22 protein-coding genes are annotated in these 23,567 nt (G+C 73.8%); 8 read left to right on the top strand and 14 right to left on the bottom strand.

The genetic code is table 11. The features are described 5' to 3' along the window. Window positions 1-9 precede the first annotated feature (9 nt). Together ACFY7H_RS04665 and ACFY7H_RS04660 are read right to left on the bottom strand one after the other, a co-directional pair. The gene (locus ACFY7H_RS04665) at window positions 10-528 is read right to left on the bottom strand and encodes a DUF6879 family protein (RefSeq protein ID WP_388933023.1); all 519 of its coding nucleotides are present in this window, start codon (window positions 526-528) and stop codon (window positions 10-12) included. Window positions 529-714: 186 nt separating this feature from the next. Continuing rightward, the gene (locus ACFY7H_RS04660; RefSeq protein WP_388933021.1) at window positions 715-1,530 is read right to left on the bottom strand and encodes a hypothetical protein; all 816 of its coding nucleotides are present in this window, start codon (window positions 1,528-1,530) and stop codon (window positions 715-717) included. Window positions 1,531-1,562: 32 nt separating this feature from the next. Between ACFY7H_RS04660 and ACFY7H_RS04655 the strand changes: the two genes are divergently transcribed. Beyond that, complete coding sequence (locus tag ACFY7H_RS04655; protein WP_388933019.1) at window positions 1,563-2,081, top strand: LURP-one-related/scramblase family protein; 519 nt, start codon at window positions 1,563-1,565, stop codon at window positions 2,079-2,081. 35 nt (window positions 2,082-2,116) lie between these two features. Here ACFY7H_RS04655 and ACFY7H_RS04650 read toward each other — a convergent pair whose 3' ends face one another. After that, a complete protein-coding gene (locus ACFY7H_RS04650; protein ID WP_388933016.1) occupies window positions 2,117-2,914 on the bottom strand; it encodes a carbon-nitrogen family hydrolase in 798 nt (265 codons plus the stop codon). 139 nt (window positions 2,915-3,053) lie between these two features. Here ACFY7H_RS04650 and ACFY7H_RS04645 point away from each other — a divergent pair, with 139 nt between their 5' ends. Continuing rightward, window positions 3,054-3,881 (top strand): maleylpyruvate isomerase family mycothiol-dependent enzyme, encoded by an 828-nt coding sequence (locus ACFY7H_RS04645; protein WP_388933013.1) that lies wholly within the window; start codon window positions 3,054-3,056, stop codon window positions 3,879-3,881. Between the two features lie 52 nt (window positions 3,882-3,933). Here the strand turns inward: ACFY7H_RS04645 and ACFY7H_RS04640 are convergent, their stop codons facing one another. Together ACFY7H_RS04640 and ACFY7H_RS04635 are read right to left on the bottom strand one after the other, a co-directional pair. Beyond that, window positions 3,934-5,289, bottom strand: coding sequence for a nitrate/nitrite transporter (locus ACFY7H_RS04640; protein WP_388933010.1), 1,356 nt, complete (start codon window positions 5,287-5,289; stop codon window positions 3,934-3,936). Beyond that, window positions 5,286-6,002, bottom strand: coding sequence for a GntR family transcriptional regulator (locus ACFY7H_RS04635; RefSeq protein WP_388933007.1), 717 nt, complete (start codon window positions 6,000-6,002; stop codon window positions 5,286-5,288). Before ACFY7H_RS04635 ends, ACFY7H_RS04640 begins: the two co-directional genes overlap by 4 nt. Window positions 6,003-6,148: 146 nt before the next feature. Between ACFY7H_RS04635 and ACFY7H_RS04630 the strand changes: the two genes are divergently transcribed. After that, a complete protein-coding gene (locus ACFY7H_RS04630) occupies window positions 6,149-7,324 on the top strand; it encodes a DUF418 domain-containing protein (protein ID WP_388933004.1) in 1,176 nt (391 codons plus the stop codon). On the opposite strand, the gene ACFY7H_RS04625 is transcribed toward ACFY7H_RS04630, so the two are convergent. The 3 genes from ACFY7H_RS04625 to ACFY7H_RS04615 form a co-directional block, all read right to left on the bottom strand. Further along, window positions 7,308-7,661 (bottom strand): protease inhibitor I42 family protein, encoded by a 354-nt coding sequence (locus tag ACFY7H_RS04625; RefSeq protein WP_388933001.1) that lies wholly within the window; start codon window positions 7,659-7,661, stop codon window positions 7,308-7,310. The genes ACFY7H_RS04630 and ACFY7H_RS04625 overlap by 17 nt on opposite strands. Window positions 7,662-7,680: 19 nt before the next feature. Beyond that, entirely contained in the window at window positions 7,681-9,567 is a 1,887-nt protein-coding gene (locus ACFY7H_RS04620; RefSeq protein ID WP_388932999.1) for a C1 family peptidase, read from the bottom strand. 432 nt (window positions 9,568-9,999) lie between these two features. After that, complete coding sequence (locus ACFY7H_RS04615; RefSeq protein WP_388932996.1) at window positions 10,000-11,205, bottom strand: FAD-dependent monooxygenase; 1,206 nt, start codon at window positions 11,203-11,205, stop codon at window positions 10,000-10,002. 363 nt (window positions 11,206-11,568) lie between these two features. Between ACFY7H_RS04615 and ACFY7H_RS04610 the strand changes: the two genes are divergently transcribed. From ACFY7H_RS04610 to ACFY7H_RS04600, 3 genes are all read left to right on the top strand, one after another. Next, entirely contained in the window at window positions 11,569-12,828 is a 1,260-nt protein-coding gene (locus ACFY7H_RS04610) for a serine hydrolase domain-containing protein (protein WP_388932993.1), read from the top strand. Between the two features lie 70 nt (window positions 12,829-12,898). After that, window positions 12,899-14,101 (top strand): DUF1266 domain-containing protein, encoded by a 1,203-nt coding sequence (locus ACFY7H_RS04605; RefSeq protein WP_388932990.1) that lies wholly within the window; start codon window positions 12,899-12,901, stop codon window positions 14,099-14,101. Next, window positions 14,101-14,379, top strand: coding sequence for a hypothetical protein (locus ACFY7H_RS04600; RefSeq protein WP_388932988.1), 279 nt, complete (start codon window positions 14,101-14,103; stop codon window positions 14,377-14,379). Before ACFY7H_RS04605 ends, ACFY7H_RS04600 begins: the two co-directional genes overlap by 1 nt. Before the next feature lie 7 nt (window positions 14,380-14,386). Here ACFY7H_RS04600 and ACFY7H_RS04595 read toward each other — a convergent pair whose 3' ends face one another. Beyond that, window positions 14,387-15,802 (bottom strand): DHA2 family efflux MFS transporter permease subunit, encoded by a 1,416-nt coding sequence (locus tag ACFY7H_RS04595; RefSeq protein ID WP_388932986.1) that lies wholly within the window; start codon window positions 15,800-15,802, stop codon window positions 14,387-14,389. A 267-nt stretch (window positions 15,803-16,069) separates the two neighbouring features. Between ACFY7H_RS04595 and ACFY7H_RS04590 the strand changes: the two genes are divergently transcribed. Further along, complete coding sequence (locus ACFY7H_RS04590) at window positions 16,070-16,756, top strand: TetR/AcrR family transcriptional regulator (RefSeq protein WP_388932984.1); 687 nt, start codon at window positions 16,070-16,072, stop codon at window positions 16,754-16,756. Between the two features lie 21 nt (window positions 16,757-16,777). Here ACFY7H_RS04590 and ACFY7H_RS04585 read toward each other — a convergent pair whose 3' ends face one another. The 5 genes from ACFY7H_RS04585 to pdhA form a co-directional block, all read right to left on the bottom strand. Further along, window positions 16,778-17,542: a hypothetical protein gene (locus ACFY7H_RS04585; RefSeq protein ID WP_388932982.1), complete on the bottom strand. Its 765-nt coding sequence runs from the start codon at window positions 17,540-17,542 to the stop codon at window positions 16,778-16,780. A gap of 17 nt (window positions 17,543-17,559) precedes the next feature. After that, complete coding sequence (locus ACFY7H_RS04580) at window positions 17,560-18,498, bottom strand: GNAT family N-acetyltransferase (protein ID WP_388932979.1); 939 nt, start codon at window positions 18,496-18,498, stop codon at window positions 17,560-17,562. Between the two features lie 179 nt (window positions 18,499-18,677). Continuing rightward, on the bottom strand, window positions 18,678-20,174 hold the full coding sequence (locus ACFY7H_RS04575) for a dihydrolipoamide acetyltransferase family protein (RefSeq protein WP_388932976.1): 1,497 nt from the start codon (window positions 20,172-20,174) through the stop codon (window positions 18,678-18,680). A 13-nt stretch (window positions 20,175-20,187) separates the two neighbouring features. Continuing rightward, window positions 20,188-21,168 carry an alpha-ketoacid dehydrogenase subunit beta gene (locus ACFY7H_RS04570; protein WP_388932973.1) on the bottom strand — a complete coding sequence of 327 codons (981 nt, stop codon included), beginning with the start codon at window positions 21,166-21,168 and terminating at the stop codon, window positions 20,188-20,190. Further along, window positions 21,168-22,376, bottom strand: coding sequence for a pyruvate dehydrogenase (acetyl-transferring) E1 component subunit alpha (gene pdhA / locus ACFY7H_RS04565; RefSeq protein WP_388932970.1), 1,209 nt, complete (start codon window positions 22,374-22,376; stop codon window positions 21,168-21,170). The genes ACFY7H_RS04570 and pdhA overlap by 1 nt, the downstream gene beginning before the upstream one ends. 325 nt (window positions 22,377-22,701) lie before the next feature. Between pdhA and ACFY7H_RS04560 the strand changes: the two genes are divergently transcribed. Further along, window positions 22,702-23,361, top strand: a complete 660-nt coding sequence (locus ACFY7H_RS04560) for a response regulator (RefSeq protein ID WP_388932966.1) — start codon at window positions 22,702-22,704, stop codon at window positions 23,359-23,361. Window positions 23,362-23,567: the final 206 nt, after the last annotated feature.

Genomic DNA, 23,567 nt, shown 5'->3' with positions numbered 1-23,567 from the left:
GGTGACCGGTCAGCGCGGCTTGTACTCCTCGTGCGGGATGGCTCGTTGCCAGACGGCCTCGAACGCCGTGGCACACAGATGGACCCGCGCAGGATCGTCGGTGTACTCCCGCCCGTCCTCGTCCAACTGACCCTCTCCGGTGAAGTGGTGGAAGAGGGCTTGGCTGCCGTCGAAGACCCAGAAGTCCGTGCCTGGCAACGCCAAGTCCGTCGTCTGCCGGCGGGGCAGCCACCGGACCAACTCGCCCGCAGCGAGATTGGTGAAGGTGCAGTCGTACTCGTAGCGCACGTAGTCACTGATCGGCTCGGACACGATGCGTACCCGGCGGACCACCACGCCGCGCGCCGTGGCAGCGCTCACCACGTCGTGCCAGCCGCCCCACCACGACGACCGATCAGCCGGGTCCAGCCGCTTGCCCTGCTGCCAGGCAAGGAACTCCGAATCATCGAGCATGTAGCTGTCACGCAACTCAAGATGCACGGCCGAGTGCTGCGCGCGGGCCAGTGCGTTACGCGCGGGTTGCTGCACTTCCGGCTTCTCCGTTCTCGTCCGGGCGCGGGATGTACTTCAGCATCACCGCAGGGAGCCTGATGATCCATCCCGCCTCCTGGTCGACGGTCCGCACCCGTTCGGGACACCGGTACGGCTGCCGGAGCCGTTCGGGATCGGGCTCGACACCGGCCGGCTCCAGACCTCCCCCGTGAGGGCCGCCGCTCAGGCCATGGCGGTGAACGAGCGCAGCGAGGCGGTCAGGGATTCCACGAAGGAGTCGCGGGTGTGCTGCGGGAGCAGGTCCAGGGAGAGGTACGGGTTCAGGTCCTCCAGCTCGACCAGCAGCAGTTCACCGGACGGGGCGCGGCAGGCGTCCACGCGCTGGATGCCGTGGTCGAGGGTGTTCCAGTCGATGAAGCGGCGGGCGAAGGCCAGGTCCTCGCGGGTCGGCTCGTAGGGGGTGAGCTCCCAGCGGCGGGCGGGGTCCGGGGCGTGGAGGGCGTACTGGAAGGCGTCGTCGACGAAGTAGAAGGACACCTCGTACGCGAAGTCGATCCGCGGCTGGATGAGGATCTCCCCCGCCGGGCCGGACGGGGTGGCCGTGAAGGTGAGGCCGATGGAGTCGGCGCCCTGCTTGGGCTTGACCGCGTACGTGCCGGTGCTCGGCAGGCGGTCCAGGTGGGCGGGGTCGTCGACGGTCGGGATGACCGGGAGCCCGGCGGCCGTCAGGTCGAGGAGGTACTGCTTGCCGGCCATGTCGCCCCGCCCGGTGAGCGGGTTGTAGACGCGGGTCCCGGTGGCGAGCGCAGCCGCGCGGAACGCGTCGTAGGCCTGCCGGTAGCCCAGGACCGGGCCGCTGTTGCGGATGACGACGGCGTCGAAGCCGGGCATCAGGGCCTCCGCGTCCAGCGGGTGGCACAGGGCCAGGTGGAAGTGTTCGCGCAGGCGGGCGGTGAGGAAGACGTCCTCGTCGCCGTAGCGGCGGCCGCGCGCGGGGTAGGCCAGGTCGGTCACGTAGAGAAGACGCGTGGTGGGCATGGGGTCAAGCTATCCCGGGCAGCGATCAGCACATGAAATACCTCGTTCGGGACAAACTGCTGGCCATCGGGGACGACTACTGGATCGAGGACGAGGAGGGCCGGCACGCCTTCCTGGTCGACGGGAAGGCGCTGCGCTTCCGCGACACCCTGGAGCTGAAGGACCCCGACGGGCGGATCCTGCTCACCCTGCGGGAGAAGCTCTTCACCCTGCGGGACGCGATGACCCTGGAGCGGGACGGCCGGCGCCTCGCGGTGATCCGGCGCAAGCGGCTGTCGCTGCTGCGCAACCACTTCCGCGTGACCATGGCCGAGGGCACGGAACTCGACGTCAGCGGGCGGATCCTGGACCGCGAGTTCAAGGTCGAGTACGAGGGCGAGCTGCTCGCGCTGGTCTCCCGCCAGTGGTACCGGATCCGCGAGACGTACGCCGTCGACGTGGTACGGGAGGACGCGGACGCGGCGCTGCTGGTGGCGCTCGCCGTGTGCGTGATCAGGATGGCCGAAAAGGAACGGGAGGAGGGCGGCGGGGAAGGGACCCCCGACGGCTGAGCCGGGAGTTCCCGAGGTCCGCCACCGTCCCCGCGTTACGGGCGGACCGGGGGGTGGAGGCCCAGGGCGCGGTCCTTCAGGGCGGGGAACTGCTCCCGGGTGGCGGCCACCTTCGCCGGGTCGAGGTCCACCGTCAGGACGGCCTCGCCCGGGCCCGCCTCGGCCAGCACCTCGCCCCAGGGGTCCACGACGAGGCTGTGCCCGGCCTGTTCCACGCCCGCGTGCGTACCGGCCGTCGCGCAGGCCAGTACGTACGCCTGGTCCTCCACCGCCCGCGCCCGGTTCAGCAGGGTCCAGTGCTCGCGCCGCCGGGCCGGCCAGCCGGCGGCGACGACCATCGTGGTGGCGCCGGCGTCGACGAGGCCGCGGAACAGCTCCGGGAAGCGCAGGTCGTAGCAGGTGGCGAGGCCGAGGGTCTGCTCCGGCAGGGTCACCGTGGTCAGGGTGTCGCCGGCGCACATCAGGACCGCCTCGCCCTGGTCGAAGCCGAAGCGGTGGATCTTGCGGTAGGTGGCGGCGAGCTCACCGGACGGGGACAGCACGAGGGCGGTGTTGTAGAGCGAGCCGTCACCGGCGCGCTCCACGACCGACCCGGCGTGCAGCCAGACCCCGGCGTCGCGCGCGGCCTTGGACATGGCCTCGTACGTCGGGCCGTCCAGCGGTTCTGCCTCCGTCTCGAACTGCTCGTAGGCGAAGGCGCCCACGGTCCACAGTTCCGGCAGCACCACGAGATCGGAGCCGCTCTGCTCCCGTACGAGATCGGCGGCCCGCTGGCGCCGGGAAGCCACCGACTCCGCTTCGTTCACCGCGATTTGAATCAGCGAGGCGCGCACGCTACCACCGTCCTGGCATGTCAGCCGGTCAACTCAAGGCCTACGATCGTCACACGAAAGCGCTGCCCGGGTGCTCATCGGCAGCGTAGTTTTGGGAATAGTCCACAACGCGCCACTGAACAGCCATCGAGGGGTCCCGTTGACCGTCCATCCCAGCCTTGAGCCCTATGCCGACGCGTGGACCCACTCCATCGAGGCGATAACCGAGCTGGTCCTCCCCCTCCCGGAGGCCCGGTGGAACCTTCCGACGCCCTGCCCGGGATGGTCCGTGCGCGACGTCGTGTCCCACATCATCGGCCTTGAGCTGGAAATGCTCGGCGATCCCCGGCCGATCCACACGCTGCCGCGCGACCTGCGGCACGTGGTGGACGAGTTCACCCGGTACATGGAGGTACCGGTCGACGTACGCCGCCACCACACCGCCCCGGAGATGACCTCGGAGCTGGAGTACACGGTCATCCGGCGCCAGCGCCAGCTGCGGAACGAGAAGCGGGATCCGGCCACGACGATGGTGCGCGGGCCGCAGGGCAACCAGATCACGCTGGAGTTCGCGCTGCGGCTGCGGGCCTTCGACACCTGGATCCACGAGCAGGACCTGCGGGCCGCGCTGGGCGTGCCGGGGAACTGGGATTCGCCGGGCGCGTTCGTGGCGCGGGACATCCTGCTCGCGGGGCTGCCGAAGGTGGTCGCGAAGGGCGCGGGCGCGCCGCCGGACTCGGCGGTCGTCATCGACGTGCACGGGCCGGTGGAGTTCCTGCGGACGGTACGGGTCGACGCGGCGGGCCGCGCCACCCTCGACCAGACCCCCTCGCTGGGCCCGGCGGTGTCGCTGGCCATGGACTGGGAGACGTACGTACGGCTGGCCGCGGGCCGGGTCCGGCCGCGCACGGTCGCCGACCGGGTCAAGGTGGAGGGCGACACCGAGCTGGCCGCCGCCATCCTCCGGTCCTTCGCCGTGACCCCGTAGGACCCGGTAGGGCCGGGAGTACGCGGCCGGGCGGAGGCGCACGCTCGCGGGGTCAGCGGGGCGTCGGCCGGACGGACTTCCGGCGGCTCTCCCCGGCCGGCGGCGCCGCGGGACCGGGGGCGTCGCGTTCCGGGACGTCGCGTTCCGGGGCGTCGCGTTCCGGGGCGGAGGCTTCGCGTTCCCGGGCGAGGGCCCGCCGGTACAGGCGCAGGATCTGGGTGAGGCCGAGCAGCTCCACCACGAACACCGACGAGAAGGCGGTCCGGTAGTCGTGGCCGGTGGCGTCGAGCAGGATGCCGACCGCCAGCAGGGTGGTCATGGAGGCGAGGAAGCCGCCCATGTTGGTGATCCCGGACGCGGTGCCCTGGCGTTCGGCCGGGTTCGCGGGCCGGGCGAAGTCGAAGCCGATCATCGAGGCGGGTCCGCAGGTGCCGAGCACCACGCACAGGGTGACCAGCAGCCACATCGGCGCCCGGTCGCCGGGGTACGCCAGGACCGACGCCCACAGCAGTGCCGTGACGCCGACCGTGCCCAGCGCCAGCGGGAGGCGCGCGGCCGGGCGGCGTCCGATGAGCTGCCCGTAGACCAGGCCGAAGGCCATGTTCGAGGCGACGACCAGGGTCAGCAGCCCGCCCGCGGTGGTCCGCGGCAGTCCCTGCGCCTCGACCAGGAACGGCATGCCCCACAGCAGCAGGAAGACCATCGCGGGGAACTGGGTGGTGAAGTGCACCCACAGGCCGAGGCGGGTGCCGGGCTCCCGCCAGGATTCCCGGATCTGGCGGCGTACGAAGCCCCCCGTGCCCGGGCTGACGGGCGCGGGCCCGTGCCCCTCGGGGTGGTCGCGCAGGAACAGGACGAGGGGGACGAGGACGATCAGCCCCGCCACCGCGCTGCCCGCGAAGGCGGGCACCCAGCCGAGGCCGTGCAGGACGGGCGCCAGCACCAGGGTGGAGACCAGGTTGCCGGCCATCCCCGCCAGCCCGGCCAGCTGCCCCATCACCGGAGCGCGCCGGGCGGGGAACCAGCGGGTGCCGAGCCGCAGCACGGATATGAACGTCATCGCGTCACCGCAGCCCAGCAGGGCGCGGGCGGCCAGCGCCATGCCGTACGACGGGGAGAGGGCGAAGCCGAGCTGCCCGGCGGTGAAGAGGACGGCGCCCAGCGTCAGCACCTTCTTGGTGCCGAGCCGGTCCACCATCAGGCCGACGGGGACCTGCATGCCCGCGTAGAGCAGCAGCTGGAGCAGGGAGAAGGTGGAGAGGGCGGAGGCGTTGACGTGGAAGCGGTCCGCCGCCTCCAGGCCGGCCACGCCGAGGCTGGTGCGGAAGATGACGGCGACGAAGTAGACGGCGACGCCGATGCACCAGACGGCGACGGCCGTGCGGCCGCCGCGCGGATCGCCGGTCATCGCTCCCCACCGCCGTCACGACCGTCACTGGCGTCACGGCCGTCGCGGCCGTCACCGGCGTCACGGCCGTCGAAGCCCCGCACCAGCGCCCCGACCCGGCCCACGTGGCGGCGTACCGCCGCGGCGGCGGCCTCCGCGTCCCCGGCCCGCAGGGCGTCCAGGACCTCCGCGTGCTCGTCCAGCGTGCGCTCCACCCGCTCGGGGTGTGCGTGCAGCAGGGCCGCGCCCATCCGCAGCTGCCGGTCGCGGAGCTGGTCGTAGAGCCGGCTGAGGATCTCGTTCCCGGCGTTGCGGACGATCTCGGCGTGGAAGCACCGGTCGGCGGTGGTCATCGCGGCGAGGTCGCCCCGGGCCGCGCACCGGCGCAGCTCCTCCAGCAGTTCCGCGAGCCGCTCCAGCAGGGCGGGCGGGGCCGGCACGGCCCTGCGTACGGTGAACTCCTCGACGAGCAGCCGGGTCTCGACCACGTCGGCGATCTCCTGCGCGGAGACCGGCAGCACCAGCGCGCCCTTCTTCGGGTACAGCCTCAGCAGGCCCTCGGTCTCCAGCCTCAGCAGGGCCTCGCGGACCGGGGTGCGGGAGACGCCGACCGCCCCGGCGAGCTCGCCCTCGGTGAGGAGGATCCCCCCTTCGTAACGGCGGTCCAGCACACCCTGCTTGACGTGCCGGTAGACGCGGTCGGCGGCCGTGGTGGCGCGGGTGGCTGAGGGCATGCGCACAGGATAGATACATGAAGGACGCAACGATCTGCCCCGTCCGCGATGTGGACGCCGGCGGCCCACGGCTGCACCGAAGGATGTAGCCCGCGTTCCTCCACCGGCAGGACGAACCGGGCCCTCGCGCCCGGGACGCTGGGGACATGGCCGACACCCTCCTCGCATCCCGGGCGGACACGACCGCGGCCCGCCTGCCCCTGCTCGACGTCCTGCGCGGCGCCGCCATCCTCGGCACCCTCATGACCAACGTGTGGATCTTCGCCTCGCCCGGCTCCGAATGGGGCGTCCTCCAGGGCGGCCTGGACCTGCCCGACCCGATCGGCGATCCCTCCGCCGCCACCGTTGCCGAAACCGTCTTCCGCTTCCTGGCCGACGGGAAGTTCCTCTCCCTGCTGACGATCCTGTTCGGGGTGGGCCTGGCCATCCAGTACGACTCCGCCGCGCGCCGGGGCGAGCGGTGGCCCGGCCGCTACCCGCGGCGGGCCGCGTTCCTCTTCATCGAGGGGACCGTCCACTTCGTCCTGGTCTTCGCCTGGGACGTGCTGATGGGGTACGCCGTCACCGCGCTGCTGGTGGCCTGGCTGCTGGCACGCTCCGAGCGGGTGCGGCGGGTCGCGATGTGGGGCGCGGCCGGGGTGCACCTGGCCCTGGTCGGCTTGCTGACGCTCGGGTACGTGGTCACGCCGGACTCCCCCGGGACCGTGGACCCCCGGGCCGTGCGGCTGTACGCGCACGGCAGCTGGGCCCGGCAGATCGGCTTCCGGCTCGACAACGCCCTCGCCCTGCGCATCGAACCCGTCTTCACCTTCGGGCTGCTGGTGTTCCTCTTCCTGCTCGGTGTCCGGCTCCACCGCGCCGGCGCCTTCGGCCCGACCGCCGGCGGGCGCCGGATCCGGGGCCTGATGGCCGCCTGGGGACTCGGCCTCGGACTGCCGCTGGGCATCGCCGCCGCGCTGGGCGGCCCCGACTTCTTCGTCCTGGGCCGCTACGCCATCGCCCCGCTGGTCGCCGTCGGGTACATCGGCCTGATCGGCCGGGCCCTCGACCGCTTCGCCGTCCCCGGCGCGGGCGCCCTCGGCTCGGTCGGGCGCACCGCCCTGTCCTGCTACGTCGGCCAGAACCTGCTGTGCGTACTGCTCTGCTACGGCTTCGGGCTGGGGCTGGCCGGACGGTTCGCCGGGAGCGGGCCCTGGTGGGTGATGGGCCTGTGGGCGGCGGTGAGCCTGACCCTGGTCGCGGCGTCCCGGCTCTGGCTGCGGTACTTCGACCGGGGTCCGCTGGAGGCCGTACAGCACTGGGCGCTCAGGCCGCGCCGGTGACCTCGACGTCCAGCACGAACTCGTCGTACGGGGCCTCCTGCGGGTAGGGCGGGCGGATCTGCGCGAAGCGGATCCGGGCCCGCCCGCCGGGGCGGCGGCCCCGGACGGCGTACGTCCGGACCAGCGGAGCACCGGGCGGGACGGCCGCGGACGGGTCCGGAACCACCGCCGCTCGTGGCCCTTCGGGCACTTCGGGCACCTCGGGCACTTCCGTGACGGAGACGGCGTCGGCGTTGCCGGTGACCTGCCAGGTCCACACGTACCCGCGCGCCCCGCGCCCGGTGAGCCGCAGCTCGTACGACTCTCCCGCGGCGAGGGTGATCCCGCGTACTTCCACCGGCTGCCTCCCTGGTCCGTCACGCCGGGCCGATCACCGCCCCCTCGTGCCAGCCCGCGCCGTCGCGCCAGTAGTGCTGGAGCAGGCGGTCCGTGCGCAGGACGACGACCTCCAGGTTGAACCCGAAGCTGCCCTGGAGCATCCCGGTGACCGCGAGCACGTCGTGCCCGAAGACGGCGCCGCGGGCCCAGGGGGCGCCGGCCGCGTTCCCCCGCCACCAGTGCTCGACCCGGCCGTCGACGCGGGCCACGCACAGCTCGTAGTTCCCGGCGGTGTCCTCGTCGGCGGCCCCGTACGGGCCCTCGATCAGGCAGGGCGCCGAGCCGGCGCCACCGCCGAAGACCTCCCCGGCCCGCCAGACGAAGCCGTTGGGGTCGTCGCGCCACCACAGCTGCATCCGGCCGTCGGTACGGGCGGCGACCAGGTCGAGGGTCCGGGAGCGGGTCTGGACGAGGGCGGGGCCGTAGTGGGCGATGCCGGAGGCGAAGCGGCCGCCGTCGTGCCAGGTCCAGGGGGCGCCGTTGATCCGCCACCAGTGGTTGAGGCGGCCGTCGGCGGTGCGGACCACCACCTCGAAGTTGCCCGGACTGCCGTAGTCGCTCTGGATGAACGCCGGGGTCGAGCCGATGGCCGCGTCCCCGGGACCGAAGGCGCCGCCGTCACGCCAGACGCCGAAGGCCTGCTCGTAGTACCAGTGGCGCAGCCGGCCGCCGGTGGTGACGTGCAGGGACTCCATGTTGCGGTTGTAGGTGCTGCCGGTGAAGGCGGGCTGGCCGGAGGCGTCGGAGGCGAAGGTCCCGCCCCGGGACCAGGCGAAGGGGGCGTCGCCCTCCCGCCACCAGTGCTGGAGCCGGCCGCCGCCCGCGGTGGCCGCCATCTCGAAGTTGCGGTGGGCCCGGCCGTTGCCGCTCTCGTAGACGCTGCCCGCGTGCAGGCGGCGCTTGCTCCAGGGGTCCACGTTGGTGCCGCGCAGGCCGCACTTGGCCCAGTGGTCGATGTTGGCCTCGCCGTAGGCGATCCGGCCGTAGCCGCCGACGTGGTAGCCGGTCCCCCAGGAGTTCTTGAACAGCCAGCAGCCGGCCGTGTCGTCGTAGCCGACCACCAGGACGCAGTGGCCGCCCGCGAGCCGCTCGCTGGTGCGGTGGTAGACGCCGGAGCCGAGCCCGAAGAAGTCGTCGTAGACGTCGAAGCAGGCGGTGAGCGGGCCGACCGTGTCCAGCCACACCTTCTGCTGCTCGACGTCGCCGAGGCGTACGTAGTCGGTGATGCGGACGGTGCGGCCCGAGCGGTCCCAGCCGGGCGTGTACTCGGCGCGCCAGGCGTCGCGCCGCTCGGCGGGCAGACCGGGGGGCGGGGGGTTGTACGGCAGGCAGTCCGGGTCGGCGAGACCGCCGTTGTCCCTGATCCAGTCGAGCGCGCTCTCCGGGTTGCCGCCCTGCCCGCAGGTGGACTTCAGGCCGCCGTGGACGTCGCCCTCGGAGCGCGCGGCCCATACGTCGTGCTCGATCCGGGCCATCGATTCGACGAGCCCGGACGCGGCGAAGGCCCAGCAGGCGGCGCAGGGGTTCTGGTCCTTGACCTTCGTCAGCCAGGGCCGGCCCCACCGGTCGCGCCAGTCGACGGCGGCGGGCCGGCCGGGGCCGCCGCCGGCCGTTCCCGGGAGCAGCCCGTGGGCGGCGCGGCGCCGGGTCAGGTGCGGGTTGCCGCTCGGTCTCCCCACGAGCGCCCGCAGGTCCACCGGACCCGCCTCCGCGGCGGGCGTCAGGTTCAGCCCCGGCTCCAGCCCGAGCGCGGGCCGCGGCACGGGGTCGCCGTCCGACAGGTGCTCGCTGACGCTCCACCGCGCCCCGAGCCCCGCGAGCCGCGCCCGCAGCTCCCCCACCGTCTGGACAGACTCCTCCTGCATCCCCGGCCCCCCAGCTGCAACCTCGGTCATGAGCCCGGGGAGCGTCTCCCCGGCGCATTTCCCCGTCAAGGGGGGCCGCGCGGTCGCGCGGTGGCACGGGGGTCGTACGCGGGTTCGCCCTCCGGGACGGCGCGAGGGGGCGCAGCCCCGGAAGCGGGGGTTCGGGGCTGCGCCCCGGAACCGGGTCCGGGGCACACCCCGGAAGCGGGCCCAGGGCGCAGCCCCAGGGGCGGGGCCGGCGGGCGCTGCGGGGAACCGGGACCCGGAGCACACCCCCGGAACGGGCCCTGGGCGCAGCCCCAAGCCAGGGCCCGGGGGCAGCCCGTGGCCCGGGACGCAGCCCCGGAAGCGGGTCCCGGGGCGGAGCCCCGGGGAACGGTGGAAGGGCGGGGCGGGGAGCAGCTCCGCGCAGCAGGCCGTGCCGCGGCGGGGTCAGCGCGGCAGCGGTTGGCCCCCGATGCCCGGGGCCCCCGCGAGCTGGGCCCGCCACCACCCCTCCGCCTCGCCCCGGCTCATCCGCGCCCAGTCCGGGGTCCGTTCCACCTGGGCACGCCCCAGCCGGCGTGCCAGCGCGACCAGTTCCCGGCCGGCCGGCCCCCTGGCCGCCCCGTAGGCCCGCAGCAGTTCCTCCCACGTGTCCGCCCCGGCCCACGCGGCCCCGAAGGCGGTGGCGTCCTGGAGCGCCTTGGCGGCGCCGCTGGTGTTGTGCGGGCGCACCACCGTGGCCGCGTCCCCGGCGAGCAGGAGCCGGCCGGCGGTGGTGCTCGCGGTCTCCAGGTCGTAGATGGGCTGTACGAAGGTGTCCGCCGGGTCGGTCAGCGCCAGCGCCCGGCCCCAGTACGGCGGGAACTCCCGCTCCAGCAGGGCCCGCAGGTGCTCCAGCAGGCGCGGGGTGAGCGCGCCCGGCGGGAAGCTGGTCGGGTCGTCGAAGCGCAGCTGCCCGTCCCGTGGGGGCGACGCGTAGAGCACCCAGTTCACGCGCGGCCCGCCGGGACCGGGGATGCGGTAGACGACGCAGCTCCCGCCGGGGTAGCACACCGTGGTCACCGCGTCGGGGTGCGAGCCGTCGCCCGCCAGTGCGGCCGCGTCGAAGTTGCCGCGCCAGCACACGTACCCGGCGTAGCGCGGCCGTGCTCCCGGCGCCACCGCCTCCCGGACCACCGACCGGTACCCGTCCGCGCCGACGGCCAGGTCGTACCGCTCGACGGAGCCGTCCCCGAGCCGCACCTCGGCCGCGTCCGCGTCCCCGGCCACGCCCGCGACGGTCACGCCCTGCCGGTACACGACCTCCCGCGGCGTCGCCTCGCGCAGCCCGCGCCACAACAGCCCCCAGTGGTACGAGTGGAACGGGAACGGCTGCTCCCAGACGAGCCGTCCGCCGGGCCCGGCCCCCGCGTCGCGCACCACCCACCGCCGCCGCAGCAGCCGGTGCGCGGGGATCCCGCCGGGCAGCGCCCCGGCGGCGGCCAGCTCGGCGGCGCGTTCGTCGTGCACGCACAGTCCGAGCCCCCGGTCCGCGAGCCGCCCGCGCGTGCGCTCCAGTACGACGACCCGCTCGGCCCCGGCCCGTACCGCCGCCGAGGCGAAGGCGCACCCGGCGATGCTCCCGCCGACCACCGCGACCGTTCCGCCCCGCATGACCGCCCCCTGCCGCCGCCGAGTCGCACTGGGCGACCAGCCTACTGAGCGGACCGCCCGCCGCGGCGGGCGTTAGCGAAACGTCAGCGGTACGTCAGCGGCGGCGACCAGCATGAACCGGGTCGCCGCGGCTCAGGAAGGACTGCGGCGACGCCCGATCGGATACTCGATCACCTTCGGAGCGGGACGCGGCGCCCCCTTGCCCCGTCCCGCTCCGACGCGTCTCCCGACGCCTCCCGCACCACCGCCCGTACCGCGCCCTGCCGTCCACCGGGCGGAGCGGAGGCGGCGGTCCTAGGCTGGGTACGTTGCCTTGTCGCGACCTCGGGGTCTCGGGTTCCTCGGACAACAGGAGGCCGTGCCATGACGCCGACCGCCCGTATCCGGCTGCGCCGGGCCTGCACGGCCGTGACCGCCGCCGGTGTGCTCATCGCCCCGGTCGCCGCGGGTCCCGCGTACGGGACGTCCGCCCCTGCCCGCACCGCCGCCGCGGCGCCCGCCGTACCCGACGCGCGGTCCGCGCCCTCGCCGGACGCCGGCCGGGACTTCCCCGAACTCACGCCCGCGGTCGCCGCGAAGCTCGACGCGGCGATCCGGGACACCCTGCGCGAGGCGAAGGTGCCCGGCGTGATCGTGGGGCTGTGGGCGCCGGGCAAGGGCAGCTACGTCAGGACGTTCGGAGTGGCCGACAAGGAGAGCGGCGCGCCGATGCGGACCGACTTCTACACCCGCATCGGCAGCCAGACCAAGACCTTCACCGTCACCGCCCTGCTCCGGCTGGTCGACCAGGGCAAGGCGGGACTGGACGACCCCATCGGCACGTACGTCTCCGGCGTGCCGAACGGCGACCGCATCACCCTGCGCGAGCTGGCCGGCATGCGCAGCGGTCTCTTCAACTACAGCGAGGACGAAGAGTTCGGCAAGGCGCTCACCACCGGCGGCACGCGTCCCTTCACCCCGCGGCAGCTGCTGGACTACTCGTTCAGGCACCCGGTCCAGTTCGAGCCGAACGCGAAGTTCCAGTACTCCAACACCAACCTGATCCTGCTGGGCCTGGTCATCGAGAAGGTCACCGGTCAGCCGCTCCAGCGGGTCATCAGCGAGCAGGTCATCGAACCGGCGGGGCTGCACCACACTCTCTTCCCCACGAACGCGGACTTCCCCGAACCGCACGCGCAGGGCTACACCGACCAGTCGGCCTCCGGCGACATCGTCGACTCGACCGACTGGAACCCGTCCTGGGCGTGGGCGGCGGGCGCGATGATCTCCACCATGGAGGACCTGCGCAGCTGGGCGAAGACCCTGGCCACCGGCACCCTCCTGAAGCCCGCGACACAGGCGGAGCGCCTGAAGACCACCTCCGCCGGCATTCCCGGCGCCGGCTACGGCCTGGGCATCTTCGACGTCCAGGGCTGGATCGGCCACAACGGGTCGCTGCCGGGCTACGAAAGCCTCGGCGTCTACCTCCCGGAGGAGCGGGCGACCCTGGTCGTCATCCTCAACACCGACGTCCTGCACGACGGTCAGGAACCGAGCACCCTCTTCGGCGAGGCGATCACCGGCATCGTCACTCCGGACCACGTCTACCCGGGCCACGAGCCGACCGCCCCGAGGCACGGCTGACGCCCCCTCCGGCCGCACACCGCTACCGCGCACCCGAGGCGGCCTCCCGGGGCCCGTATAGGGTCCCCGTATGGATGGCTGGACGGCGCCGAGTGCGATCGAGAGGGAGCTGTACGAGGCGAAGCGGCGCGGCGACTGGTCCGCGTACCTGGACGCCCTCGCCCGCGCCGAGCTGTTCCTGCCCCAGCCCAGGGCCCAGGTCGACGCCGATCCGCGGGCGGCCCGCTTCCACCCCGGCCCGGCCGGACTCGCCGTGTACACCCGGGGCGTCCTCCCCGTCCCCGACGCGCACACCGTGTTCCTGCGCCAGAGCCTCGCCTGGTTCGCGAACGCCTGGGACCACCGGGACCCCGCCCACCTCGCCGTGAACCCGGGCACGCCCGCCGAGGCGTACCTGACCACCACCCCCGCCGACCGGGCCCGCTGGCGCGCGCACTGGGACGCCGCGCCCACCTGGGGGCTCACCCCCGGCACCCTGCACGCCCTGCACAGCGGCGGGCCGCTGCACGGTCCCGTCGCGCACGGGCTGGCCCTCGGGGCCCACCTCGCCGTGTCCAACGGTGAGTTCTGGAACGCCCTCGCCCACCACGGCGACGGCTACACCCACGAACGCGAGCGCCTGCTCAAGGCGTGGGGCGTCACCGGCACCGCCGGCTGGCTGGAGGTGCTCCAGCGGATGCTGAACGCCGAGATCGTCAGCCCTGTCTGGGAGTACGCGCTGCGCGTGCGCCGCCTCCTCGCCTCCGACTTCGCCGGCCCCGTCGACGTCGAGCACTGGCGCCACGCCGCCGAGGCGAGCCTGCGGCGCGGCGCCGAGATCGCCGCCGAGCCGCAGCTCACCCCCGACGGGGTGACGGTCGCCGCCCCGCGCCCCGTCGCGGAGGTCGAGGGGGAGATCGCGGGGGTGCGGCGGCTCATCGGCCGGATAGCCCGCTACGAGCAGCGTTTCCGGGCCGACGGGCTGCTCCCCGAGGACGGCTGGGTGCGCTCGGTGCACGCCTGGGACCACGGCCGGGCCTCCCAGATGGCCCGCTGGGGCGTCGCCACCCGCTACGGCACCCTGGAGGACGCCGAACGCGCGGTGCTCCGGGCGGGCGCGGCCGCCCGGAGCGCGTACCGGTCGTGGGAGGAGTTCTCCGCCGGGTACGCGCTGGGGCGCTGCCTGCACTTCGACGAGGAGGAGTTCGGGCGTTGGTACGGCTCCTCGCTCGCCACCCACCTCACCCTGACCACCGATCCGGCGAGCCCGTACCGCAACATCCCCTGGGACTGATGGACTTCGAGCGCGGCCGCCGCAAGGAGCGGAACATCGCCCGCGACGCCCGGGCGGGCCTCACCGTCTTCGACCTCGCCGACCCGTACCTGTACGCGGAGATGCGCGGCACCGCCACCGTCACCGAGGACACCGGCCGGGCGGTCGCCGTCCGCATCGCCGAGGAGTACCTGGGCCCGGGCGGCGGCAAGGAGTACCAGGACGCCTCCGACGGAGCCGTACGCGTCGTCGTGCGCATCACCCCGTCCAAGGTGCTCGGCTACGCCGCGAAGGCCTGAGGCGCGGCTACGCCCGCCGGCCCGGCAGGCGCAGCGCCGGGATCACGGACAGCGCCAGCAGCACCGCCGCGGCTCCGTAGGCGAGGCGGAAGCCGGACGGGCCGGGGCCCGTTCCGCCGAGGAGGACGGAGAGCAGGGCCGTCCCCACGGAGGCCCACAGCTGGGAGTTGATGCTCAGGGCAGTGCTCGCCGCGGCCATCCGCCCGCCGGGCAGGTCACGGCTCGCGGTGGTCATCGCCGGCATCAGCACCATGCCGGAGCCGACTCCCATGACCACCGCCGCGCCGACCACCTGCCAGACCGGCGCCCCGGGGGTGCCGGTCAGCAGGGCCGACGCCAGCATGCCGAGGGCACCCACCACCGCGCCGGCGGCGATCAGGCCGCGCGGCGAGACCTTGTCGACGCGCCGCGAGGCGATCTGCATGACCAGGCCGACGGCGAGCCCGACGGGGGCGACGAGCAGCCCGGCCGTGCCGGCGCTCATGCCGCGCGCCTGCTGCCAGTACATGGGGGCCAGCAGCATGGACCCGAAGTAGCCACAGGTGAAGAGGGCGAGGGTGGTGATCCCGGCGGCGAAGGTGCGGTCGCGCAGCAGCCGCAGGTCCAGCAGCGGCTCGCGGACCCTGAGGGCACGCCGTACGAAGCCCGCGGCGAGGGCCGCGCCGGCGAGGGTCGGCAGCAGTACGCCGGGGGCGGTGAAGTCGCCGCCCTCGCCGGCCCGGGTCAGCCCGAACAGCAGCAGGGCCAGGCCCGGGGAGAGCATCAGCAGCCCGGCGGCGTCCAGCCGGGGCGCCGACGCCGGGTCGGCGGGGCCGTCGGGCCGCAGGAGTTTCGCCGCGAGCAGCAGGGCGGCCGCTCCGACGGGCAGGTTGATCAGGAAGATCCACTGCCAGGGGGCGGAGTCGATCAGCCGGCCGCCGACAACGGGGCCGGCGACCGGTCCGACGAGGATCGGCAGCCCGAGCAGGGCCATCGCCCGTCCCATCCGGGCCCGGTCGGCGGTCCGCATGACCATGGTCATGCCGACGGGCATCAGCAGTCCGCCGCCCAGCCCCTGGAGGGCGCGGAAGGCGATCAGGCTGCCCGCGCTCCACGCGCAGGCGGCGAGCACGGAGCCCAGGGTGAAGAGGACGAGGGCGGTCAGGTAGGTGCGCTTGGCGCCGATCCGGCCCATGGCCCAGGCCGCGGCCGGTATGACGGCGGCCAGCGCGAGGGTGTAGGCGGTGGCGGTCCACTGGATGGTCTCCAGCGGGGCGTGGAAGGCGTCGGAGAGCCGGCCGAGGGCCACGTTGACGATGGTCATGTCGAGGACCGCCATCATCGAGCCGGTGATGACGACGGCGACGGTCTTCCCTAACGGCCCCGGTGCGGCGGGCGGGGCTTCGGGGCGGACGGTGGAAGCGGAGGCGGGGGCTGCGGTCACGGCGTCCGGCTCCCTCGGGCCTCGTGGGGCCGCGTGGCGCGTGCCGTCCGCGGGGCCCGCCCGCGCCGGTCCGGACGTCCGGGCGGGTTCCCGGCGGCGCTCGGGGCGACGGCCGCGCGCAGCGGCTCGTCCGGGACTGTTTCGGCGGCAGACATGATGATCTCCCTTGGACAGCGGAGTGCCGCCCGGTGCGGCCTCCACCCCGGTAAGCTACAACGTGCGTTGTAAGTACTGCAACGCTCGTTGTAAAAAATGAAGGAGGCAGGCGTGTCCGCCAGCGACGGCACCCGGACAGAAGACGTACAGCGCGACGTCCCGCCGCGAAAGCTCGCGAAGCGGATCGCCCTGGCGAAAGCGGCCTGTCCCCTCTTCGGGCGCGAGGGGTACGCGCGCGCCTCCGTCGACGCGCTCGCCGAGGCCGCCGGCGTCTCCACCCGGACCCTCTACAACCACTTCCCCGGGGGCAAGGCGGAGCTCTTCGCCACCGTCGTCACCTGGACCTCGGGCGAGGTGCGCGACGCCCACACCGCGAAGGTGCGCGCCCTGCTCGACCCCGCGCGGCCGCCCCACCCGGACCATCTGGAACGCGATCTGACGGCCCTCGCCCGCGCGCTGGTCCGCACGATGTTCGAGCACTCCGATCACTTCGCGCTGGTCCGGCACATCCACGCCGAGGTCAACCACGTGCCCGCCGAGGTGCTGGAGGCGTGGAAGGACGCCGGACCGCGCCCGGTCGCCCGCGCCCTCGCCGAGGCCATGGAGGGCCTCGCCGCCGCCGGGCTGATCGACGTCCACGGCGACGCCGAACTGGCGGGCACCCACTTCACGGCACTGTCCGCCCAGCAGATCGTGCAGGAGTCCCACTACGGCCTCCTGCCCCTGTCCGAGGAGGAGACCGACCGGCTGCTGACCGGCGGGGTATCGGCCTTCCTGCGCGCCTACCGGGCCGGATGACGACCCCCGCCCGGACCGGGTCTAGGGCAGGACTGGACGGACCCGCGACCAGGCGTCCAGCGCCACCGCCGACGGATCGCCGTCCACCAGGTACGGCCGGGCGGCGCCCGTCCACCGCAGCAGGATCTTGAGGTGGCGCAGGTGCACGATCTCCGCGCGCGGCAGCTCGCGCCAGACGCGCGCCCGCGCGGCAGCCTGCTCCGGAGTGAGGTCGACGAGCGCGAGCGACTCCCGGCACACCGCGGCCGGGTCGCCGCCCGGGCCGGGCCCGAACTCCCGGAGCAGGTAGCCGCGTACGAAGGCCAGCTCGATCCCCCGGACCAGATCGGACGCGCCCTCCGCCGCCGCGCAGCGGTACGCCGCCGCCTGCGCCACCCGGCCCCAGCGCAGCCGCGTCGCGTCCGGCAGCAGCGCGTCCCGCATCCCGCCCACCGCGAGGCCGCGCAGGGTGCGCGGGCGCGGATCGTCCGTCAGCGGCGGCGCGGTGGCCAGCCAGGCCTCCAGCTCCGCGAGGCCGTGCCCGTCCGGCGGTACGCAGGTCAGCACCTGGCCGCGGCTCAGCAGCGCGACGACGGCGCCCGCGAGGCGGACCCGCGCGGTGTGCCCGGCGTCGAAGGAGCCGACGTCGCGCCCGTACCGCTCTATCGCGCGCAGCCAGACCCGCGACTGCCCGGCCGCGTACACCTGTCCGGCCCGCGCCACCCCGCCGACGCACCGTACGAGACACACCCCGCCGGTGACGTCGGCCTCCTCCACGTCGTACACCTGCAACTCGGCGATCGGCATCCCGGGAGGCTACCGCCTCAGTTCCCGGGCGGAGCCTCCAGGACGAGACGGATCTCGGTGACCTCGTAGCCGGCCCGGTCGAAGGCCGCGGCCATCGGCATGTTGACGGTGTCGGTGGTCGCCGTGACGCGCTCGGCGCCCTCGGAGGCGTGGAAGCGGGTGATCTCGGCGAGGACCTCGTCGATCAGGCCCTTCCCGCGCTGCTCGGGGACGATCCCCAGATAGCCGACGTTGCGGTGGTAGGGGGTCGCGGAGGGCAGGGCCATCCCGGCGAGGGTGCCGTCGGGGAGGTGGGCCAGGCGCCACCAGGAGCGCTCGCCGGGGCAGTCTCGGTAGAACTCGAAGTCCTCGCGGGCCAGTTCCTCCTCGCTCATGCTGTCGAGTTCGTGCCGGGTGGCCAGGTCGAGGCTGCCGCGCGAGAGCCGGGCGAAGACGTCGAGGAACTCCTCGTCGCCGCCCTCGCGGAAGACGAGCCGGCCCGTCGGCTCCGCCGTCCCGGCGGCCGGGGTCCACTCGTAGCGCAGCCGCTCGATCTCCCGCGTCAGTCCGGCCCGGTACGCGGCCTCCTGCCGCCACGCCACCGCCGCGGCCAGGCCGGGGTCGGCGCGCCAGCCGCGCGGCAGGGAGACGTTGTAACCCGGGCGCTTGCCGAAGGCGGCGTGACCGGCCTCCAGCAGCGCGGCGGCCAGGGCGGCCGGGTCGGCGACCGTGCCGGCGACCTGGAGGCAGTCGAGGGCGACGGGCCGCTCGCTGTCGGCGCGCCCCCACCACAGGGCGCGGGCCAGCACCCGGCCGTCCGCGTCCTCGGCGAACCAGGTCCACTCGGGGCGCATCCGGTTCGCCGCGAACTCCTCGCGGATCCGGGCGGGGGTGAGGGCGGCGACGGGGCCGTCGGCCGGGTGGGCCAGGGCGCGGTCGAGGTCTGCGGGGTCTGCTGTGGCAGCGCGAAATCTCATCAGCCAGATGATCACACCGCCACATGGCGGTGGCCAGGGGTTTCCCGCCGACCGGGGCCCGACGCCCGACGGCCGGTCCCCCGGGAGGGGACCGGCCGTCGGCGGGTGCGGCGCGTGCGCCGCGGGCGGGCGGCACGGGCCTCGACCGGGCCGGACCGCTCACGGCACGGTCGTGTGCGCTACGACCAGGTGATCAGCCGGCGCGGGTGTTCCAGGACCGCCGCGATGTCGGCGAGGAACTTGGAGCCGAGCTCGCCGTCGATGAGCCGGTGGTCGAACGACAGCGCCAGGGTGGTGACCTGACGCGGCTTCACCTTGCCCTTGTGGACCCACGGCTGGAGCTTGATCGCGCCGACCGCGAGGATCGCGGACTCGCCGGGGTTCAGGATGGGCGTACCGGTGTCGACGCCGAAGACGCCCACGTTGGTGATGGTGAGGGTGCCGTTCTGCATGTCGGCCGGGGAGGTCTTGCCCTCGCGGGCCGTGGCGACCAGCTCCGACAGACCCGTCGACAGCTCCGCCAGGCTCTTGGCGTGGGCGTCCTTGATGTTCGGGACGATCAGGCCGCGCGGGGTGGCCGCCGCGATCCCCAGGTTGACGTAGTGCTTGAGCACGATCTCCTGGGCCGCCTCGTCCCAGGAGGCGTTGACCTCCGGGTTGCGGCGGACGGCGATGAGGACGGCCCTGGCGATCAGGAGCAGCGGGTTGATCCGCAGACCGGCGAGGTCCGGGTCCTCCTTCAGCTCCTGGACCAGCTTCATCGTGCGCGTCACGTCGAGGGTGATGAACTCCGTGACGTGCGGCGCGGTGAAGGCGGAGCCGACCATGGCCTGGGCGGTGACCTTGCGGACGCCCTTGACCGGGATACGGGTCTCCCGTGCTCCCGCCTCGAACGCCGGCGCCGTCCCGGCCGTGGCCGCAGCCGGTGCGGGGGCCGCCGCGGGCGCTGCCGCCGGGGCCGTCACCGGGGCCGCCGCCTGCGGGGCGAGCGCGGCCGCCGCGGCGGCGTGCACGTCCTCCCGCGTCACGACCCCGCCGTCGCCGGTGGGGACCACCGCGGCCAGGTCGATGCCGAGGTCCTTCGCGAGCTTGCGCACGGGCGGCTTCGCCAGCGGACGCTCCGCCGACGGCACCGCGGTGCCGTTCTGCGGGGCGGCGGCCGGGGCTGCCGCGCCCTGGGCGGCGGCGGGGGCCGGCTGCGCCGGAACCACGGCCGGAGCGGCGGCGGACGCTGCGGGCGCGGCGGCCGGGGCGGCCGTGCCGTTCTGCCCGGCGACGGCCGCGGGGGCCTTGCGCGGGCGGCGCTTGGTCGAGGCCTGGGAGACCCCGTACCCGACCAGCACGGGCTGCCGGGCCGCGGCCGCCGGCTCCTCGGCGGCCTCCGGGGCGGCGGCGGCTGCCGCCGCCGGGGCCTCGGCCGCGGTGCCCGCCGGGTCACCGGTCTCGACGGAGATGATGACCTGGCCGACGTCGACCGTCACGCCCTCCTCGAAGAGCAGCGCGTGCACCACCCCGTCGAAGGGGATCGGCAGCTCGACGGCCGCCTTCGCCGTCTCCACCTCGCAGACGACCTGCCCGTCGGTGACCGTGTCACCCGGCTGGACGTACCACTTGAGGATCTCGGCCTCGGTGAGGCCCTCGCCCACGTCGGGCATCTTGAATTCGCGGATCGTCATGGCGGGGCTCTCCTCAGTACGCCAGCGAGCGGTCGACGGCGTCGAGCACCCTGTCCAGGCCCGGCAGGTACTCGTCCTCCAGGCGGGCCGGCGGGTACGGGGCGTGGAAACCGCCCACGCGCAGCACCGGGGCCTCCAGGTGGTAGAAGCACCGCTCCGTGATGCGGGCGGCGATCTCGGAGCCCATGCCCAGGAAGGTCGGCGCCTCGTGGACGACCACGAGCCGGCGGGTCCGCTCCACCGACGCCTGGAGCCCGTCGAAGTCGACGGGCGACATCGAGCGCAGGTCCACGACCTCCACCGACTTGCCCTCCTCGGCGGCCGCGGCGGCGGCCTCCAGGCAGACCTTCACCATCGGGCCGTACGCGGCCAGGGTGAGGTCGGTGCCGGAGCGGGCGACGCGCGCCTTGTGCAGCTCGCCGGGGATGGCCTCGGTGTCGACCTCGCCCTTGTCCCAGTAGCGGCGCTTCGGCTCGAAGAAGATCACCGGGTCGTCGCTGAGGATCGCCTGCTGGAGCATCCAGTACGCGTCGCTCGCGTTCGACGGCGAGACCACCTTCAGGCCCGGGACGTGCGCGAAGAGCGCCTCCGGGGACTCGCTGTGGTGCTCGACGGCGCCGATGCCGCCGGCGTACGGGATGCGCACGACGACCGGCAGCTTGATCTTGCCGAGCGCGCGGGCGTGCATCTTCGCGAGCTGCGTGACGATCTGGTCGTACGCGGGGAAGACGAAACCGTCGAACTGGATCTCCACGACCGGCCGGTACCCGCGCAGGGCCAGGCCGATGGCGGTGCCGACGATGCCGGACTCGGCGAGCGGGGTGTCGATGACCCGCTCCTCGCCGAAGTCCTTCTGGAGCCCGTCGGTGATGCGGAAGACACCGCCCAGCTTGCCGACGTCCTCGCCCATGACCAGGACCTTGGGGTCCGTCTCCATGGCCTTGCGCAGGGACTCGTTGAGCGCCTTCGCGATCGACATCTTCTCGACAGCCATCAGTGACCCTCCTCGAAGGACGCGAGGTAGGCGGCGAACTGGGCGCGCTCCTCGTCGACGAGCGCGTGCCCGTCCGCGTAGACGTTCTCGAAGATCGCCATCGTGTCGGGGTCGGGCATGGCGCGCACGACCTCGCGCACCCGCTTGCCGAGGGCCTCGCTCTCGGCCTCCAGCTCCTCGAAGAACGCCTCGTCGGCGCCCCCGGAAGCCAGCAGGTGGGTCTTCAGGCGCAGGATCGGGTCCTTCGCCTCCCAGGCCGCCGTCTCCTCGTCGAGCCGGTACTTGGTCGGGTCGTCGGAGGTGGTGTGGGCGCCCATGCGGTACGTGAACGCCTCGACCAGGGTCGGGCCCTCGCCGCGGCGGGCGCGGTCCAGCGCCCAGCGGGTGACCGCCAGGCAGGCCAGCACGTCGTTGCCGTCGACGCGGACGCCGGGGAAGCCGAAGCCCTGCGCGCGCTGGTAGAGCGGCACGCGCATCTGGCGCTCGGTCGGCTCGGAGATCGCCCACTGGTTGTTCTGGCAGAAGAACACCACGGGGGAGTTGTAGACGGCCGAGAAGGTGAAGGCCTCGGCCACGTCGCCCTGGCTGGACGCGCCGTCGCCGAAGTACGCGATGACCGCCGAGTCGGCGCCGTCCTTGGCCACGCCCATCGCGTAGCCGGTGGCGTGCAGCGTCTGCGAGCCGATGACGATCGTGTACAGGTGGAAGTTGTTGGTGTTCGGGTCCCACCCGCCGTGGTTCACACCGCGGAACATGCCGAGCAGGTTCGTCGGGTCGACGCCACGGCACCAGGCCACGCCGTGCTCCCGGTAGGTCGGGAAGACGTAGTCGTCGTCGCGCAGCGCCCGGCCGGAGCCGATCTGCGCGGCCTCCTGGCCCAGCAGCGAGGCCCACAGGCCCAGCTCGCCCTGGCGCTGGAGGGCGGTCGCCTCGCCGTCGAAGCGGCGGGTGAGGACCATGTCGCGGTACAGCGCCCGCAGGTCCTCGGTGGTGATGTCCGCGACGAAGGGGGCGAACTCGGCGATGTCGGGGTTGCCCTCGACCTCGACCCGTTCACCCTCGGGCGTCAGCAGTTGTACGAGCTGAGGCTCGGCGTCGTGCGGCTGTGCGGTGGCAGCGGCGGTCTTGCGGGCGCTCGCCGCGCCGGCCGCCCGCTTGGTGCCGCTGCTGCGTCGCGGCTTGCGCGCGGCAGTGCTCTCCACGGTCACGTGTGCTCCTCCGTCGGTCCGGCACCCGGGTTCTCCGGGGACCAGTGCGGCTCACCTGTATCCGTACCCGCACACGGGGTGGGTGCACGGCATGTGACGGATTCAGGCGTGACAGGTGCCCCGGCGAGTGCCCTGCGCACAGCACGTTACCCAGTGCGACGCATAACTGCGAAACCCCGTTTGACCTGCGATTTTGCTTGGATATCCAAGTAAATCGGCCGCCTGGGGAACATCCACTGGTCACAGCCTTGCAGGGGGCCGGAACAACGGCACGTTATCCCGGGTAACCCCGCCAGGGAAGAGGTGAGTGTGTGAAGATGAGTTCGTGCGCGAAGACGGAAAAATCAAGGTATTTCTCCTGGACGACCACGAAGTGGTACGTCGGGGCGTTCATGAGCTTTTGTCGGTCGAAGAGGACATCGAGATCGTCGGAGAGGCCGGCACCGCCGCCGACGCGCTGGTCCGCATCCCCGCCACCCGTCCCGACGTCGCCGTCCTCGACGTACGCCTCCCCGACGGCAGCGGTGTCGAGGTCTGCCGCGAGGTGCGCTCGCAGGACGAGGACGTCAAGTGCCTGATGCTCACTTCGTTCGCCGACGACGAGGCGCTCTTCGACGCGATCATGGCGGGCGCCTCGGGCTACGTCCTCAAGGCGATCCGCGGGAACGAGCTGCTCAGCGCCGTGCGCGACGTGGCGGCCGGCAGGTCGCTGCTGGACCCGGTGGCCACCGCGCGCGTGCTGGAGCGGCTGCGCGACGGCAAGAACGGCAAGGGTGACGACCGGCTCTCCAACCTGACGGAGCAGGAGCGCAAGATCCTCGACCTGATCGGCGAGGGCCTGACCAACCGGGTCATCGGCGAGCGGCTGCACCTGGCCGAGAAGACCATCAAGAACTACGTCTCCAGCCTGCTGTCCAAGCTCGGCATGGAGCGCCGCTCGCAGGCCGCCGCGTACGTGGCCCGCCTCCAGGCGGAGCGGCGCTAGCGCGCGCGTCGGGCCGGCCCGGTGCCGGCCGGCACGGCGGTGCGTCCCCGCCCGCCCCCGCTCGACCGCGCCCGCACCGCTCTTCGAGCGGTTCCCGAGCGCGCCGCCCCGCGGCCGCGCCGTGGCGTCCCCGCCCGGGGTGGATGGTGCGATTCGGGACCAACGTCCTCGATCATCGGGGCGGGATCCCCTTTCCGGGCGCTCCG

The organism is Streptomyces sp. NPDC012794 (assembly GCF_042901085.1).
Lineage (GTDB): Bacteria > Actinomycetota > Actinomycetes > Streptomycetales > Streptomycetaceae > Streptomyces.
Note: the sequence above shows the minus strand (reverse complement) of the source record. Positions and strands in the feature narration are given on the sequence as shown.